The sequence below is a fragment of the Halobacillus alkaliphilus genome (assembly GCF_900113125.1).
Classification (GTDB): Bacteria; Bacillota; Bacilli; order Bacillales; family Halobacillaceae; genus Halobacillus; species Halobacillus alkaliphilus.
The window spans coordinates 1-16378 of record NZ_FOOG01000062.1 but is presented as its reverse complement, the minus strand read 5'-3'; the positions used below and the strand labels follow the sequence as shown (position 1 = coordinate 16378).

13 protein-coding genes, 2 tRNA genes and 1 pseudogene are annotated in these 16378 nt (G+C 42.1%); 2 read left to right on the top strand and 14 right to left on the bottom strand.

Translation table 11 applies throughout. The features are described 5' to 3' along the window. Positions 1-356: 356 nt before the first annotated feature. From lysS to spoIIE, 13 genes are all read right to left on the bottom strand, one after another. Positions 357-1844 (bottom strand): lysine--tRNA ligase, encoded by a 1488-nt coding sequence (lysS, locus tag BMZ06_RS19270; protein WP_089754691.1) that lies wholly within the window; start codon positions 1842-1844, stop codon positions 357-359. A gap of 403 nt (positions 1845-2247) precedes the next feature. Continuing rightward, positions 2248-2745, bottom strand: a complete 498-nt coding sequence (gene folK / locus BMZ06_RS19265; RefSeq protein ID WP_089754690.1) for a 2-amino-4-hydroxy-6-hydroxymethyldihydropteridine diphosphokinase — start codon at positions 2743-2745, stop codon at positions 2248-2250. Further along, positions 2742-3107, bottom strand: a complete 366-nt coding sequence (gene folB, locus BMZ06_RS19260; protein ID WP_089754688.1) for a dihydroneopterin aldolase — start codon at positions 3105-3107, stop codon at positions 2742-2744. The genes folK and folB overlap by 4 nt, the downstream gene beginning before the upstream one ends. Then, positions 3100-3933, bottom strand: a complete 834-nt coding sequence (folP, locus tag BMZ06_RS19255; RefSeq protein WP_089754686.1) for a dihydropteroate synthase — start codon at positions 3931-3933, stop codon at positions 3100-3102. The genes folB and folP overlap by 8 nt, the downstream gene beginning before the upstream one ends. Before the next feature lie 132 nt (positions 3934-4065). Next, positions 4066-4995: a cysteine synthase A gene (cysK, locus tag BMZ06_RS19250; protein ID WP_089754684.1), complete on the bottom strand. Its 930-nt coding sequence runs from the start codon at positions 4993-4995 to the stop codon at positions 4066-4068. A gap of 193 nt (positions 4996-5188) precedes the next feature. Next, complete coding sequence (gene hslO, locus BMZ06_RS19245; RefSeq protein WP_089754681.1) at positions 5189-6070, bottom strand: Hsp33 family molecular chaperone HslO; 882 nt, start codon at positions 6068-6070, stop codon at positions 5189-5191. 6 nt (positions 6071-6076) lie between these two features. Further along, positions 6077-6868, bottom strand: coding sequence for a type III pantothenate kinase (locus BMZ06_RS19240; RefSeq protein WP_089754680.1), 792 nt, complete (start codon positions 6866-6868; stop codon positions 6077-6079). A gap of 126 nt (positions 6869-6994) precedes the next feature. Next, complete coding sequence (gene ftsH, locus BMZ06_RS19235) at positions 6995-9058, bottom strand: ATP-dependent zinc metalloprotease FtsH (protein WP_089754677.1); 2064 nt, start codon at positions 9056-9058, stop codon at positions 6995-6997. 118 nt (positions 9059-9176) lie between these two features. Then, a complete protein-coding gene (hpt, locus tag BMZ06_RS19230; protein WP_089754675.1) occupies positions 9177-9716 on the bottom strand; it encodes a hypoxanthine phosphoribosyltransferase in 540 nt (179 codons plus the stop codon). An 11-nt stretch (positions 9717-9727) separates the two neighbouring features. Beyond that, on the bottom strand, positions 9728-11170 hold the full coding sequence (gene tilS / locus BMZ06_RS19225) for a tRNA lysidine(34) synthetase TilS (RefSeq protein ID WP_245756050.1): 1443 nt from the start codon (positions 11168-11170) through the stop codon (positions 9728-9730). 36 nt (positions 11171-11206) lie between these two features. Then, on the bottom strand, positions 11207-12130 hold the full coding sequence (locus tag BMZ06_RS19220; RefSeq protein ID WP_089754671.1) for a protein kinase domain-containing protein: 924 nt from the start codon (positions 12128-12130) through the stop codon (positions 11207-11209). Further along, a complete protein-coding gene (locus BMZ06_RS19215; protein ID WP_089754669.1) occupies positions 12111-12848 on the bottom strand; it encodes a vWA domain-containing protein in 738 nt (245 codons plus the stop codon). The genes BMZ06_RS19220 and BMZ06_RS19215 overlap by 20 nt, the downstream gene beginning before the upstream one ends. 64 nt (positions 12849-12912) lie before the next feature. Beyond that, a complete protein-coding gene (spoIIE, locus tag BMZ06_RS19210) occupies positions 12913-15360 on the bottom strand; it encodes a stage II sporulation protein E (protein WP_089754667.1) in 2448 nt (815 codons plus the stop codon). 282 nt (positions 15361-15642) lie between these two features. Between spoIIE and BMZ06_RS19205 the strand changes: the two genes are divergently transcribed. Next, positions 15643-15716 (top strand) — tRNA-Met (locus BMZ06_RS19205). 64 nt (positions 15717-15780) lie between these two features. Beyond that, positions 15781-15852 (top strand) — tRNA-Glu (locus BMZ06_RS19200). 332 nt (positions 15853-16184) lie between these two features. Here the strand turns inward: BMZ06_RS19200 and BMZ06_RS19195 are convergent. Beyond that, positions 16185-16378: pseudogene (locus BMZ06_RS19195) on the bottom strand (group II intron maturase-specific domain-containing protein); the annotation flags it as partial.

Genomic DNA, 16378 nt, shown 5'->3' with positions numbered 1-16378 from the left:
AGCTCTTTGCACACCGAATGTGCTTGTTTGAATTCCTTCTATAATGAAAGAATATCTTGACGTACTGGTTGGTTCGTTCAGTTTTCAAAGATCAAAAGTTTTGGTTGGCCGCTTCAAAACAGCGACTTAATAATCATATCATTGTGACTCGTTTAAGTCAACAACTTTTTTAAATGATTTTTTGTTTGCCGTTGCCGGCTTGCCGCTCTGTCTTAATGCGACAAGTAATAATATACCACGCTGAAATAATGTTGGCAACACTTTTTTGCATATTTTTTTCGGATTATCTTTTCATTGAATCAAATAAAACCCCCGGAGCCTGTCAGCCGGGGGTTTATAAAGTCATTTATTCTTTTTTAAGATTCGCGATTTCTCATCTGAGGGAAAAGCAGTACATCTCTAATGGAAGGAGAATCTGTTAAAAGCATAACCAGACGATCAATTCCGATTCCTAAACCGCCCGTTGGTGGTAGTCCGTATTCTAATGACTCTAAGAAATCTTCATCCATCATGTGAGCTTCATCATTTCCTTCTTCCCGCTCTTTCAGCTGAGCTTCGAATCGCTCTCTTTGATCAATTGGATCATTAAGCTCGGAGAATGCGTTGGCATGCTCCCGCCCTACGATGAATAATTCAAAACGATCTGTAAACCTCGGGTCTTCCGGATTCTTCTTGGCAAGTGGTGAGATTTCAATAGGATGTCCGTAGATAAATGTAGGCTGAATCAGTTTATCTTCAACATATTGCTCGAAAAATTCGTTGACGATATGACCAAAAGTCATGGAGTCCTGAATTTCGACATTATGTTCTTTAGCTAATTCTTTGGCCTGTTCATCACTCATATGCTCAAAGAAATCCACGCCTGTATATTCTTTAATAGCATCGACCATATGCAATCGTGTCCACTCTGGTTCTAAATTAATTTCCTGCTCGTTATACGTAACTTTCGCAGAACCAAGGACCTCTTTTGCAATGTGGGCAACCATGTTTTCCGTCAGGCTCATGACATCATGGTAGTCAGCATATGCTTCATACAATTCCAGCATCGTGAACTCTGGATTGTGTCGTGTAGAGACTCCTTCATTACGGAAAACGCGTCCTATTTCATACACCTTTTCCATCCCTCCCACGATCAAACGTTTCAGATGAAGTTCAATGGCAATCCTCATGTACAACTGCATGTCTAGTGCATTGTGGTGAGTAACAAATGGACGAGCGGATGCTCCTCCCGGAATACCGTGCATTAATGGAGTTTCTACTTCTAAGAAACCTAGACCATCCAGGTACCGGCGCATGGATTGTATAATCTTACTCCGAGTGATAAACGTGTCACGGCTTCCAGGGTTAGTAATTAAATCTAAATAACGCTGACGGTATCTTTGTTCTACGTCTTGCAAACCGTGGAATTTTTCTGGAAGAGGACGTAGAGCTTTGGTAAGCAAGTGGAACTCGTCCGCTTTAACAGAAAGTTCCCCTACCTTTGTCTTAAACATAACCCCCGTTACCCCTATGATGTCACCGAGGTCAGCTGTGTTAAAGACTTCGTAAGCTTCTTCTCCGATTCGATCTTTACGAATGTAAAGTTGAATTTGTCCACTTACGTCCTGAATATGGGTGAATCCCGCTTTTCCTTTTCCACGCTTAGTCATAATTCGACCAGCAATGGTTGCAGGGAATTGTTCTTCTTCCAGTTCTTCCTTACTATACTGATCATATTTTTCGATGAGATCTTCCGCAAGGTGAGTACGTTCGAACTTGTCGCCAAATGGATCCAGGCCCTGTTCCCGGTAAGTATTCAGTTTATCTCTGCGCACCCGCATTTGTTCATTGAGTTCTTCCGACATTCTAATCACTCCATTCCCTTATCTATTATAAAAATTAAGCCGCTTCAATAATAAAAACTGCCAGCTTCGGACTGGCAGTATTCTAACTATGATTTAGTATAGAAAAGACGTCTAATTGTGTCAACGCCGACGATCCTTTCATGCGTTCCCCTGATTCATTATCCTTTTAGCCTCTAAAATACTGCGAGGGATGTTTCCGTATCTTCATTATAGCCACTTTTTCATTTTTCAATCGAATAATTCAGGCTATATGAAGCGTATAGACATCGATCCCTCATTGGGAAAACGTTCATTCACGCGTTTTTCTATTTCTACATATTCGGCCGTGCGATTGTCCAGTACTACTCTGGATGATAAATGCTTTTTCGCCCGAAATTTAAATTAATCAGATTAGGATTAACTATTATATCCTACCCCATACCCTCATACTCTGGACATCTTCTACAGGCAAATCGTTCAGTATCTCTTCCGCTTGTTTAGTTATAAACGGTATCGTTACTTTCGGATTCACTTCTGCTAATGGTACCATAACAAAAGCTCTTTCCTGCATATGCGGATGAGGAAGAATCAGGCGCTCTGCTCTCATATTTTCTTGATTATATAGCAAAATGTCAAGATCAATGGTACGCGGCCCCCACTTTACTACTCGTTTGCGCCCTAATTTCTTTTCAATAGACTGGCAGTGATCAAGTAATGGTAAAGGAGGCAGAGTAGTTTCGATTTGTATAACCATATTTAAAAAATCATTCTGCTCGGTATAACCTACTGGTGCTGTTTCATATACTGCTGATTTTAAGACCACCTTAATTTCAGGGTGATCGTCTATGCTGGCCACTGCATTTGTCAAAAATTCTTCTCTCTTGGAAATGTTGGAGCCAAGCGCGATATACGCTGTATTCATTCGGTACGGCTCCGGTAAATTTCAATAGCCACCGACTGATAGTGGCCAGGGATAGGAGGATCAGGTTTATAAACTTTCAGGCGGCATCCTTGAACGGGACTGAACTGATTAAACAACTCAGCGGAAAGTTTTTCTGCGACCGTTTCCACTAATTTATGCGCTTTTCCTTCGACTACTTTTTTACAGGTTTCATAAATCGCACCATAATCCACGGATTTTGTCATGTCGTCCGTCTCAGCAGCAGGTTTTAGGTCTAGTTCAAGTTCAGCATCTACATAAAAGCGCTGCCCCAGTTTGTTTTCTTCGGGAAAAAGACCATGATATCCCCAGAATTCCATTTGGTTTACATATATTTTATCCATTATAACCTTCCTTTCCCATCATAGCATCCATCATTTTTGTCATTCGAGCTATAGATTTCACGTCGTGGACTCGCACAATATGAACCCCCTGGGCAATTCCGTAACAAACGGTAGCTCCTGTACCTTCCATGCGTTCATCTTTAGGTAAATCCAGAATGGTTCCTATAAATGATTTACGAGAACTACCAAGTAATACAGGGTAACCCATAGCTTCGAATTGATGCAGATTGCGCATCACGGCTAAATTCTCTTCTTTTCCTTTAGCAAATCCAACTCCTGGATCGAGCACAATGTTTTCCTCTTTAACTCCGGCTTGCTTAGCTATTGTGATGCTTTCCTCTAAGTCAGCTTTCATATCGTCAATTAACGATGTATAGTTCCTATCGTTACGATTGTGCATTAAAATGACTGGCACATTATATTGAGCCGCGACCTCAGCAATAGCCGGCTCTTTTTTAGCGCCCCATACATCATTAATAAGGGAGGCTCCTGCTTCAATAGCCTGTCTGGCAACCTCTGCTTTGTACGTATCAATCGATATAGGGAGGTCCACTTCCTGGTGAATAGCTTTTATGACCGGAATCACACGTTCAATCTCTTCTTTTTCACTAACCGGTTCATGTCCTGGACGAGTGGATTCCCCGCCTATATCAATGATATGCGCCCCATCCTTTTCCATAGCAGCTGCACGCCGGACAGCTCCTTCCACCGTGTTAAACCTGCCGCCATCTGAAAAAGAATCCGGGGTAATATTTAAAATGCCCATGACTAATGTTCGTTCGGATAAATCATATGAGTGATTCTGCATTTTCAACTTAAATCCCATGGCCGGTACCTCTTTCTTTAAAAGCTTCTTTCCCTATCTTACATCATTTTTTTATTTCTATCACTTACCGTATCTATTTGTTATTCCCATAAAAAAATACGCCCTGTAAAAGAGCGTATTTTTAAGAGTGTATTATTCGTCTTCTTCAAATTGGTAAAGCGGTGTAGAGAGATAACGTTCCCCATTACTAGGAATCACTGCTACAACTTTTTTACCTTTACCAAGTTTCTTAGCTACCTGTTTAGCCACATGAATGGCTGATCCGGAAGAAATCCCGCCTAGAATACCATCCTTACGAGCAGCTTCACGGGCAGCAGCAAAAGAATCCTCCGTGTTAACTTGATGAACTTCATCGTAAATTTCTGTATTCAGGATGCCCGGTACAAAACCGGCTCCGATCCCCTGGATTTTATGGGGACCTGGGTCTCCTCCCGACAATACAGGCGAGCCCTCCGGTTCTATGGCATGAATTTGAATATCAGGATAATTTGCTTTCAACGCCTTACCTGCACCTGTAATCGTTCCGCCAGTACCAATTCCTGCAACAAACGCATCCAATTGGTCACCCATCTGTTCCACAATTTCAGGACCTGTAGTTTGTTCGTGGATTCTTGGATTAGCTTCGTTATTAAATTGTTGAGGCATGAAGTAGTTATGCTGTTTTTGAAGTTCAGCTGCTTTCTTAATAGCCCCCTTCATACCTTCACTCCCCGGAGTCAAAACAAGATCCGCACCATAAGCACGCAGCAGATTACGACGCTCCTGACTCATCGTATCCGGCATCACAAGAATGGATTTGTAACCTTTAGCAGCAGCAACCATAGCAAGCCCAATACCTGTGTTTCCGCTTGTTGGTTCAATAATGGTGTCGCCTTCTTTTAGATCTCCGGACTTTTCTCCTTCTTCAATCATCGCTAATGCGATACGATCCTTTACAGAGCTGCCTGGATTCATGTATTCCAGTTTCAAATAAATGTCCGCGCTATCTTCCTCTGCAGACCCATTCAGTTTTACCATCGGCGTTTGTCCGATCAGTTCACTAACGTTATTAACAATTCTCATTTTTTCCACCCCTAAAACCAAGTATTTTGATAGGATTTAACTCTAATGTACTGAAGGATGAGCATATTGTCAAACATTTCAATCATTTATTAGTAACGTTCCCTTCAAAAAAAGAGCGAAACAAATTTCTTGCATGAATTACGCACAAGAGTTGTTCCGCCCCTCTGTCTACCTATCACTTTGAGGTAAACGATTATTCAGCTTCCTGAGATTGCAGTTCTTTTAATTGATCGACATCAAATTGATAATCCTCATTACAAAAGTGACACTTAGCCTCTGCGCCTTGATCTTCTTCAATCATACGTTGAATTTCTTCATCTCCAAGACTTGCTATCGCCACTTCTACACGCTCCCGTGAACAGTGACATTTGAACTGCACAGGCATCGTATCCAATATTTGCAATTCCTCTTCTCCGAGCACCGTTTGTAAAATTTCTTCAGGACTTTTTCCCTCTTGAACTAGACTTGAGATGGCTGGCATCTCTGACAAGCGCCTTTCAATTTCACTGGTAGTGGCTTCGTCCGCTCCTGGCATCATTTGAATAACAAATCCACCCGAAGCAAGAATGGAATAATCCGTATCCACCAGAACTCCGGCACCTACCGCAGATGGTACTTGTTCAGAATTGGCGAAATAATAGGTGAAATCTTCACTTATTTCACCAGAAACGAGCGGCACCTGCCCGGTAAAGTGATCTTTCATTCCAAGATCCTTAACGACACTTAAGGTACCGTTTGTGCCCACAGCACGAGCTACATCCAGTTTTCCATTTTGGTTTAAATCAAAATCTACATGAGGGTTGATAATATAGCCGCGTACTTCGCCTCTTGCATTTGTGTCAGCTATAATAGCCCCGGCCGGGCCATCACCTTCTACTTTCACCGTGATTTTATCTTCTCCTTTAAGCATAGCTCCCATCATGGAACTAATGGTAAGGGTTCGGCCTAAGGCAGCAGAAGTCGTCGCCCATGTATCCTGCCTGCGTCGGGCTTCCTCTACAGTATCCGTTGATTGCACGGCATAAGCTCTTACTTGTCCATCAAAAGCCAGAGCACGCACTAAATAATCTGACATGACTCATCATTCTCCTTTAAATGCTTTTTTTCCTTTATTACGTTGATATATTTTATGAAGACCTTTTAAAGTTAGATAAGGATCTACATGATCAATGGTTCTCGACTGACCAGCAATCAGTGTAGCCAACCCTCCTGTCGCAATGACTGTAGGAGTAGACTCAGCTGTTTCTTTCATCCGTCGGACCACTTCATCTACTTGCCCAACATACCCATAAAAAACTCCAGATTGCATCGCTTCTACTGTACTTTGCCCTACGACGTTATCGGGACTCTTAATTTCAATTTTAGGCAGTTTCGCTGCTTTAGCATACAAAGCTTCCATCGAAATGTTAATCCCTGGGGCAATGGCGCCCCCCATATATTCTCCACTTTCGTTAATATAACAATAAGTGGTGGCTGTACCAAAATCTATGATGACGAGTGGCAGCGAATAATCCTCAATCGCTCCTACTGCATTAACTACGCGGTCCGCTCCAATCTCTTCAGGATGCGGGTATTTCATCGCAAGGCCATGAGATACATTCCCTTCTCCTATAATCATGGGTTGCTTTTTAAAATAATAACGAGACATGCGGTCAAGTGCAAACATTATAGGCGGTACGACAGAGGAAATAATTACACCGTCCATATCTTCAAATGTTAAATCCTCATGATCAAATAGCGATTTGATCAACATGCCATATTCATCTTCTGTTTTATGTCGATCCGTTTTTATTCTCCAATGATAACTTAATGATCCATTGTCAAATACCCCAAGCACGGTATTCGTATTACCTACATCAAGAACAAAATTCATGCTTACAGCCTCCTGCCTCATTTCCTTCGGCTACCATCATATCACAACTAACCCATTACTTGCCCACAAGTGCGCACACGAAAAATGTCACATCAGCCATAAAGGCCGATGTGACATGTTACGCCGTTAAGAACGACGATCTTCAGAATCTGATCCAGACGTTTGGTCATTGTCGTCTACTTGTTCAGTAGAAGGGGTTTCCTTAGTCGACTCTGACTCTTTTGCTTCTTCTTCTGTTTCTTTGGATTGAATATTAACTCGTACATCATCGTCATCACTAAAGTGATCTCTACCTGATGAAGTATTGTTCTTGATTTTTGCGTTGTTCTTACGGGCAAGTTCTTCCAGTTCTTCGTCTGTCGGAAGGCGTTCTTTATCGAAAAGGGAACGAATTTGAGTAGCGTCAAGAGTTTCTACGTCAAGTAGAGTCTTTGCAATCAACTCAAGCTTAGATTTGTTATCTGTAAGAATCGTTTTCGCTCGATCGTAACAATAATTGATAAAGTTTTGAACTTCTTGATCAATTTCATAGGCGATTTGATCACTGTAATTTTGTTCATTTTGGATATCGCGGCCAAGGAATACCTGACCACCTGAGTTAGAACCAAATTGAAGAGGGCCGAGTTTTTCACTCATTCCATATTCAGTTACCATCTTGCGAGCTATAGCAGTAGCACGTTGGAAGTCATTATGAGCACCTGTGCTCACTTCACCAAACATGACTTCTTCAGCGACACGACCGCCTAGCAGACCAGTAATTTTATCAAACAATTCCGGCTTGGTCATGAAGTAGCGATCTTCCTTAGGAAGCATAACGGCATATCCGCCTGCTTGTCCGCGAGGTACAATCGTTACTTTGTGAACCATATCGGCATCATCCAGAACCATTCCAATAACTGTATGACCACTTTCGTGGTGAGCTACGATGTTTCGTTCTTTATTCGAAATTACACGACTCTTCTTAGCTGGTCCTGCAATAACGCGGTCAATTGCTTCATCCACATCATCCATATCAATTTTATTCTTATCACCGCGGGCGGCTACAAGAGCTGATTCGTTCAATAAGTTTTCAAGATCGGCACCTGAAAAACCCGGAGTACGAAGAGCGATAGTTTTCAAATCAACATTTTCTGATAGTGGTTTATCTTTTGCGTGGACAGCGAGTACGGCCTCACGACCTTTCACGTCTGGACGGTCTACCGTAATTTGACGGTCGAAACGTCCTGGACGAAGAAGGGCAGGGTCCAGAATGTCAGGACGGTTAGTAGCAGCGATAATGATAATACCCTCATTAACACCAAAACCATCCATCTCTACTAGTAATTGGTTCAACGTTTGTTCACGTTCATCGTGTCCTCCGCCAAGACCGGCGCCACGCTGACGTCCAACGGCATCGATCTCATCAATGAAAATAATGCCCGGAGCGTTCTTCTTCGCGTTTTCAAATAGATCACGTACACGAGAAGCACCGACACCAACAAACATTTCCACGAAATCCGAACCACTGATAGAGAAGAACGGAACTCCCGCTTCTCCTGCAACGGCACGGGCAAGTAATGTTTTACCTGTACCAGGTGGTCCTACGAGCAGGACACCTTTAGGAATACGGGCACCTACGGCAGAGAATTTGCGGGGATCTTTTAAGAAGTCGACAACCTCTACAAGTTCCTGCTTTTCTTCGTCTGCTCCGGCTACGTCTTTAAAACGAACTTTTTTCTTGTCTTCCGTGTACATCTTAGCCTTACTTTTACCAAAGTTCATGACACGACTTCCGCCGCCTTGAGCTTGATTAAGTAAGAAGAAGAATAAGATGAAAATAATAATAAACGGGATGATCGAAGTTAGAAATGTCACCCATGCGCTAGGCTGCTCTTCTTCTTCTACATTAAGAACACTTTGTTCCTGAGCGGTTTGGGTAATATTCGATACGATTTCATCGTTTGCAGGGATTTTTGCTGTGAACTCCCCTTGATCTTCACCTTCTCCAGCCAGTTGTCCGGTGATTTGAATCACACCATTTACAGGCTGCATGGTCATCTCTTCGATTTGACCATTATTTAATTTATTGTAAAAATCATTTACGTTCAACTGCTGTTGTGGCTCACCTTGACCTCTAAATAGACCGACGACGCCGATAACTACGAGGAAGATAAGTAAATAAAATATAGTATTACGAAATATCCGGTTCATTGCCTACCTCCTCCCAAGCGAGAAAAACTATAGTAAATAGTATCATAACAAAAACGGACGACACAACTAATTACCCTCATTCCTGCAGATTCGAAACTCATAATCATCGATTGATTTTTCATCCGCCGTAAACTTCCGGCTTCAGAATCCCAATGTAAGGTAAATTGCGGTACTTCTCTTGATAATCTAACCCATATCCCACAACAAATTCATCAGGTATTTCAAACCCAATCGTATCTGCCTTAATATAAGCAGTACGACCCGCTGGCTTATCAAGCAGGGTTACAACTTTAATGGAATTAGCTTGACGGTATTTAAATAAGTCTACTAAGTAGCTTAACGTCAATCCACTATCAATGATGTCTTCTATAATTAAAATATCCCGACCTTCCACTTTCGTATCCAGGTCTTTAACAATTTTAACTTCTCCAGACGATCTTGTACCACCGTGATAGCTTGAAACATCCATAAAGTCCATTTCAAGATGGATTTCTACTCTTTTCAGTAAGTCTGCCATAAACGGGGTTGCGCCTTTTAATACTCCAACGGCTAACGGAAAACGATCCTTATACTCTTCCGTTAAGTGGGCCCCCATCTCCTTACATTTTTCCTGAATTTCTTCTTCAGAAATCAGGACCTTCTCAATTTCGCTGTGCATGTCTGCTCCTCCTACGTTTCTGCTTTATTTTCATAATGCAACCGAAGCCAAGTGCCTGAAGATCCATCCGTACTTCCCCCGCTTTTTTTTAAGCCGACCAGCCACAGGATTTCTCCACTGCTGTCTGTTACAAGCGGCCACGTTTTGCGTAGATTAGACGGTATTTTCTGGTCAATAAAAATATCTTTTACTTTTTTTGAACCATTCATTCCTCTCACACGCATTCGATCTCCATTCCGCCTCGTTCTTACAATAAAGGGTAATTTTACGTGATGAGCATCACATGTAAAGACAGAATCTCCCTCTTTTTCCTGAGGAGTGCCCCAATCAGCATATAAATGAGCTCCATCAGGAAGAACGACTGTTTCTCCAGCATTAAGGAAATATTCATACTTATATTCCTCATCTGAACGGTCAAAAGAAAGTGTCACTTCATCATAAGCGCGAACGGCTTGCAAACCTTGAGGAAAGTCCAGCTTTGCATTCGGTTTGTGATCATATAATAGGTTCATAAACATTTCCTCATGCAAATAGGAAATATCTTCAGTTTGGTTAACATACAGATAGTTCAATATTAGATGAAAGGCACTTCTTTGTAAAGCAAGTGGAAACGTTTTAAAAGTCGATAAGGAGAATTGTACGATTTTCTTCATATTTGAAGAAAAATACATAGTATCCAATACTTCTCCGGCCTGCTCCCTTATGTATGCCTGGTCTTCTCTCATCCTTTGACTCATTGCTTGCATATGAGAATGGAACTTCGGATTCTGCTCCTTCAGAAAGGGCATGACATGCTTACGAAAAGCATTTCTTGTATAATTCGTCTCCTCATTTGAAGGATCTATCCGCACCCTTACATGATGCCAGGCATTGTAATCAGCAATCTGACTCTTGGACAAAGATAGGAATGGTCTTACAAGTTTCCCTCTTCCAAACGGTCGCTGAACCGGCATTCCTTGTAAAGACTCAGGACGTGCACTGCGAACCAGCTGCATCATCATAGTTTCAGCCTGGTCATCTCCATGATGACCCATAGCCAACACATCTGCTTGTCTTTCTTCCATCATTCTCTCAAAAAACTGGTAACGTAAGTAGCGGGCTGACTCTTGAGTTCCTGTTCCGGCCTCGCGTTTGTGCGAATGGACATCGACAGAAGCTCCCGCAAATTCAATGCCCCATTCTTCACATTGATTTTTTACAAATTCCAAATCGTCCTGAGACTCCTGTCCTCGCAGTCCATGATCTACAGAAAGACCAATGATCTTCAGATTCCAGGAGTTTTTAATGGAACAAAGGAAATGTAGAAGAGCCATCGAGTCCGGTCCTCCTGAAACAGCTGCGAGTACGGTTTGATGAGGGGAAATAAGTTGATGTTCTTTTACAAATGAATGGACGATCTGCTCCATGCGAAGATCACTCCTGTTAGATTCAAACTGCCTGCTTTCTTTCTCCATCGTACCACTCTTATCACCTTCTGCAAAAGAATACACTTATATCCAGAAACTAAATATTGAAAATCCCCAGAATACACCCGCCACTGCAGATAAAGCCAATAGCTCACCCCACTCAGAAGAATGTTTCTGAGCTTTCATTTGCTTCCTGGAAACAGGTGTTCCTTTTGCTCGTTTCATTACGATATACGATAAAGCTTGTTTCATTTCTGAAGCACTTTGAAACTTCCCTTTCCATACTCCTGCAATAAGAGAATGATAAGGTTTTAGATCATTAGAGGAAGCAAGCTTTGCTGCCAGCGTTCTTCTAGGATGAGCCCCTTTTTCAAATTTATTCGGATGGACCATCTCTAACATAATCATGGTTACTGCAAACAAATCATAAGAAGGTTCAGCTTTTCGGGAGCCAAATCCCCAGTATCCTCGATCATAAAATTCTGTGTACTCTTTGATAGCCCTTCCTATGGCTGTAACGCCGCCTACATCAATCCATCTCACTTGTGAATTTGACATTAACAGATTATCCGTCTTCAAATCTCCAAAGACGAATCCCGCTTTGTGAAGATGCTCCAGATCCGTTAATAACTGAATTGTACATATGCCGATCCATTCTTTACCTTTCCCTCTTAAAAAATTAGATAGTGGTACCCCTTCTATATATTCCATAACATAAAAAGGAAAAACTTTAAGAGACGTTGCTTTCCAATCGTCTACATCAACAAAAGCAGGCCCAAGTTTCACCCCTTGGACCTTACTGAATTTCTTCAACATATTTACCTCAAGCATCATTCTGGAGCTGTCGTTCCCTACCTTAAGGGCTACCTTTTCCCCCTGGAAAGTTTGGCATAAATACACGGTGCCGCAAGCTCCCGCTCCAAGCTTTTGAATCACTTTATATTTATGACCATTCCACTTCCCTTGTAAATATGTCCCGGGAAATAATTTAAAATCCTGTTTCTTCATAAGGATCTTCTCCATCCTGTATGCCTCTAAACAGAGGTTTTTCAGTAAAGGCATAGAGAGCTTCTTTCAGCGCAGGACCCGTAGGCGTGTATCCACCGCTTGAAAGTTTAGAAAAAACACCATTAATCTCTCCGAGTTCCGGTGTCCATTTAATGACCCGCCGGATTGTATTTTTTACGTCTGGAAATGTATAAATACTGAATTGGTTTGACCCGGTACGGGCGTTGAGACTCAAAGAAAGATCATAAAGTGCTTCTTTTACGGTAGGTAATTTATGGTGCATGCTCGCGCTTGTATCCACAAGTACAAGTACTTCAAGCTCACATGCCTCGCCTAAATCTTCCACCACTTCTACTACTTCACTCCTTGTAGCAGGCGGCAGCTCTTCAATACTTTTGCCCTCTCCCAGAATTTCTTGTAATTCTTTATTAACGACACCCTGAATGGTTTGAGTCATGGCTTGCCTCGTAACCATCTGCACGGTTTGGGACAAACTTTTCTGATATACAATTTGACTGACGCCTCCACCTGCCTCAGCAATCGATTCAACTTCTTCAAGCCCTTGAGGCTTCTCATTCTGCCGATCGTCAAGAACGCCAATCACATTGACCGTTACTCCCTGATTTCTAGCCAGAGCTGCCACGGCTATAGGGTCTTCTCCATGGTTCGAGCATCCATCCGTCAATAATAGAATTTGTTTTAACCGCCCTGCTTTCATTTCGACATCCCTCCTGTTTTCGTTGCTTCCATCTTCGCCGAAAAGGAGGAATCTTATACGCTGGTTAAGCCTGTTTTTTCTCAGTAGGGATAGAGGACCACTCTGGCATATACCGGTCTATTCTTGCTACAAGAATCGTCATATCATCATTGATGGAACCTCGATGTGTTCGAATCACCTCTTCCAGTAAAAGATCAGCTACCACTTGAGGATCGCTGCTGTAAACCTCCTTTATTTTTCTCTTAAACCATACTTCTACGTTCTCTACGTGATTAGGACCTTCTAATATACCATCACTCAGCATGATTAGCAGATCGCCAGCCTTCAACTGCTCGTTGGTCATATCCACATCCACTTCTGGTATAATACCCATGGGCAAGTTTCCGGACTCGACAGTCAGTATCTCTTCTCCTCTCTTAATAAAGCTAGGTGTACTTCCCACCTTTACAAATTTGGAGGTAGCTTTATGCAAATCAATAACAGCTAAATCCAAGGTCGAAAATATTTCATCATTTGTACGCAACGATAATATAGAGTTTATAGACTGAATAGCTACGGATTCCTGCATCCCCGATTGCAGAATCTGCTTCAGCAGTCTTAGCGTTTCCATACTTTCTTCATGAGCACGTTCACCGTTACCCATTCCATCGCTGATCGCGAGCGCATATTTCCCCCTTCCCAGTTCCATCATGGTAAAGCTGTCGCCCGATATAAACCCTCCTCCTTTTGCTGCATGGGCTGCTCCTGTTTCAATAGCATAGTGTTTAGCTGATCCAAATGTTAAATAGCACCTGCCATTAGGATAAGGAGAAATCTCTTCCATTGTAACTACAATCGTTTCCCCTAAAATATCCGATAGCACAGGTGCAATAATTTTCGCTCCTTCCCCTCGGTAATTATTAATTTCTACTACGAGTTCTAAATCAATATTTCCGGCATCTAATGTATAGATTTCAAGTTTTTGTATGTCCATCCCCATTCTCTCTAACGCATTATAAATGATTTGTTCTTTTTGTTCGTGATGTTCTCGTTCTTTCACTATTTCTTTAGCAAAAGTGCTCATTACATCCGAAACGCCCTGAAGCTGCTCAGCTACAAAGCGGCGGCTTTCCAGGACCTGTTTTTTCAATTGTTTGTTAGCATGATAGAAGGACAATTCGTGGTTCATCGTATCGATTAACTTCTGTGATTTTACACAGTGCGCATCCACGTTTTTCCGGGTCATCCTAGTGGGCTCCCCTCGTTCGTCCAACTCCATCATTAAACCTGTCATTAAATCATGAGTCTCATCAAACTGATTAACCCAGCATTTTTCCTTTTTAAAACAGGATTGACAGGTTTTCTCTGTTACATGACTAAGAAAGTAATCAATTTCTTCTGTACCTTCTACAGCCTCCTTAGAATGGTCTAGATCATTGAAACTCTTAGAAAGCGCTTTAAATACATCAGAGAACTTACCTACTCGTACAGCGGTAACATCACGCACCTTTTGTAAGTATTTTTGTTGTTCAGAATTATGCTCTTCTGTACCTGGAATATAACGGGACAGACGCTTAACCCAGGAATTTGGAGTCAACACAAATAAAATAATTGCCCACCCCGAGGCCCATATTGAATCGGACAGCCCTCCTCCACTGGATACATAAAATCCAATTAATAACGTACCTACTGCAAGCCCTGCGCTCACCCCCAGTTTTTTACCTTCTTTTAATAAACCTCCTAATAAGCCTGAAAATGCAAGCAGGCTCATTTGATAGATATGATCCATATTAGATAGACTAAGTACAAGTCCTGTAACAACACCAACCGTTGACCCAATAGCAGCCCCCGCAATATAAGCAAGGAGAATAACCAGGTAGCGCGCAAAGACATCGACGACCGCTACACCTTGAATCTGCCATCCAATCATTCCAGTTAACACAGAAGCTAACAATATAATTAAGCAGACAATTTCCTCATTTTTTAATGTTGGATGATATTTTTGCGGTGATAATAAAGGAAGACTCTGCATAAATATTAGTACAAGTATAAAAGTAAGAACTCCTTCAGCTAACATCAAAGTAAGTTCGTATAGCTGCCATCGATCGAGTAGTGCGAGGCTTGCCGTGCGGGGAATCAAACTTGCTACTAAGGCAATAGCGGGCAGCCATTTCTGGGGGTGACTTGTTCTGCGCAGCGCCAGACTTAATAGCAAAAAAGTCGTCGATGCTCCTACTACGAACCCTGCATGTGTGAAACTGTAGGTAGACGCCCCTGCCGCCATCATAATCGTAACCGGCAAGACTAAAGGTCTTTTTAACCACCAGATCACGGCTAAAAACGCGACCGAGAATGGTGCCATAGAAGATAATATAATGGCTCGTCCCAATAATAAGGAAAGCACCATGTGGAAAACGCCTTTGTCCGCCATAAACGAAAACATCCCTAGTGAAGCTTTTTGTAACCCTCTCCCTAAACTCGACTGCTTAAGTGTTGCCTGACGATCTTCACGCTTCATCACCGTACCTGACATTTTTTCATCACTCCTTTTGTTATTGAACTTTATTAAACCACATCAAAGACAAGCATTTTGTCAAAACAACAGGAGAACAGAAACAAAAACTTCGATGCTTTTTTCAAGAAGCAAAGGCCTTTCTACAAAATCTACCTACTCCTCTCCCTTATCCACTCAAAAACCACCTCCATTCCCTATCGAAATTTACATACTAGTCTGATATTTTTATTTTTTGTTGACAGTTTTTTTTTCATGGTGTACTATATTCCTTGTGACTTTGAACACAAATTATTTACTTATGGCGGTGTAGCTCAGCTGGCTAGAGCGTACGGTTCATACCCGTGAGGTCGGGGGTTCGATCCCCTCCGCCGCCACTACTTTTTTTAGAATTAGACGGCTTTAACCGATGAGCCGAAAAAAGAAACTGTCTACATACAAGGCCCGTTGGTCAAGTGGTTAAGACACCGCCCTTTCACGGCGGTATCACGGGTTCGAATCCCGTACGGGTCATCGAAACATTCTTGTCCTAACAAAGTGGACCCTTCCTTAAATTTAAGGAAGGGTCCACTTTGTTTATTTAAAAGGTTCTGTTTTAAATTTATTGTTAATTTTTCTTAAGAGCCTTATTACGCAATAGGGACGGTTACTGTAAGACTCAGTTTCGAGATATTGTGTGGAGAAAGGGGCTTCAGGGAACGGCTCGCTTTCCGCGGTAGAGTAGAGAACTGATTTCAAAAGGGATTTCTCCCCTTTTACTTTCAGCTCCCCCTCATCAAACCGTACGTGAGGTTCTCCCTCATACGGCTTTCCGATGTTCTTCTTTCTTTGGCATTACGGTTACCCTACTTGGCTAAGCACACCAGTTGATACTGGGTTTGTTTCTTTACTTCCTCCAAATGACCATGAAGATTTCGGCGCTGTCTTTTCTTGTTGTTAAACAGAGCTAGACGTTTCAAAACATACCAGTCAATTCGATTCAGCCACTTCTTCGAGGCTGACGACAGACGATAATAGTTCTTAAACCCTTGTAACCTAC